Genomic DNA, 1,572 nt, shown 5'->3' with positions numbered 1-1,572 from the left:
CGTTAGTGATTGTACTCACTTAACTCAGTGTCCAAAACTTCTGGTGCGGATCATTCTTCATGGAAAGACAAATAAAACTATTTTCACTGAAGAGAAAAGGAGCAGCAGTCCCTAAAGTAAACATAATTAGTATCAAATCAACTTTCTCATGAAGACGAAGCTTCTGGGTTTAAAGATACTTAATTTCAATTAATTTTGGTCGTTAAAATTATGGTTTTTCTTATAAAAAAGAGTGCGTTGCTATGAAAAATGAAAAGTCAGTGAAAACAATTCAAAAAAAATCGAAGTTTAGAGACTATTTACGCTATCTGCGGATTAAATTTAAAAGGTATAATTTTAAAAGTGGAAAAAATAAAAATGCATCTCTCGATGTGAGACACCTTTCTGACCATTTAAAAAAAGACATTGGTATATATGATAAAGACCACTAACATCATTAATATCTCTTCGTACTCTTGTCTTACTCGTTGTGTCACAAAGTTTAGTTGCACTACATGCGCACTGATTTTTAGAGGCAATTAGGCTGCTGTCTGCAAAATGTCTCCCAAAAAGATAATCCTTCAGGATTATATGAGCTGTCCATTTTAATTATCGACCATAGTTCCACTCCTACAAGGGTGGAACTAGCTTCCTCATCAGGTTTCCATTCCGGGCACTGATACATCTTACCTTGCCAGTGACTTTGCTCAACGATTAGACAATGGTCAATATTGTGTAGAGACAGATAGAAAAGGAGTACTTCTTTGATTTCATCATCAATGCTACAGGAATACAACGTTCACTCGATAGAAGCAATCCGGTACTTGATATCCTGCTAAGTCAGAAACTGGTGATATTCAAATGGGCTTGTATGCTCTTGGGCGGATAACTTGTGGTGATTTTTACATAGTCAATAACATAGATATGATTAATAACCAAATCTCCACTTTATTGTCATCCTTCAAGCTAAAAAAAGGGGAAACCAAAACATGTATCTAGCCTCATTCATAGCTTTGGTTGGCTCGCTCTTATTTACATATTTCGAGATACCACTAGGTGTAATGTTCGGTGCCCTGATTGCTCTTTTGTTAACGGTAAAAACAGGGTTTACTCTAGCTCTTCCCAAAAGCACATTGACCGGAGTACAGTTAATCCTTGGTGCCACAGTGGGCTCAATCGTCCCTATGCAGACTCTTTCCAAGGGTTATCCGATATTACTTTTTGTGGGACTCGTCCTTTGTATGTCCGCACAAGTTCTCACCTCGTATCTCTGGCTTTCTAAGCGAGAGAAATGGTCAAAATATGAAAGCCTACTTGGGGCGGTCCCGGGAGCGATGGCCTCGGTTCTTGTCATTAATGAAAATCACAATTCACCTTCTAGTAAAGTGATTTTCACTCACACAGTTCGACTCATTTTCTTAATCATAGCTTCCGCTCTTCTTGTCTCAGCGGACAATTCACCAGTTCCTGGGCCGGCTATTTCCTTAGACAACCTTTGGATACTTCTCCCACTTTTCCTCGCCTACTTTTCAGGTTTGCTTCTCGATAAAATTGGTACTCCAGCACCGTATATGGTGACTGGGATGTTAGCAA

General features: G+C 38.7%; 2 protein-coding genes. Both read left to right on the top strand.

Features of this window, described 5'->3' with window-relative positions; translation table 11 throughout:
• Positions 1 to 242 precede the first annotated feature (242 nt).
• Positions 243 to 431, top strand: a complete 189-nt coding sequence (locus tag AB6D80_RS24950) for a hypothetical protein (protein ID WP_017101218.1) — start codon at positions 243 to 245, stop codon at positions 429 to 431.
• A 537-nt stretch (positions 432 to 968) separates the two neighbouring features.
• Positions 969 to 1,572: AbrB family transcriptional regulator (locus AB6D80_RS24945; RefSeq protein WP_372189919.1), on the top strand; the 604-nt coding region annotated here is incomplete at its 3' end.

Origin of the sequence: Vibrio sp. 10N.247.310.17 (assembly GCF_041466605.1) — a bacterium.
GTDB classification, from domain to species: domain Bacteria; phylum Pseudomonadota; class Gammaproteobacteria; order Enterobacterales; family Vibrionaceae; genus Vibrio; species Vibrio tasmaniensis_A.
Note: the sequence above shows the minus strand (reverse complement) of the source record. Positions and strands in the feature narration are given on the sequence as shown.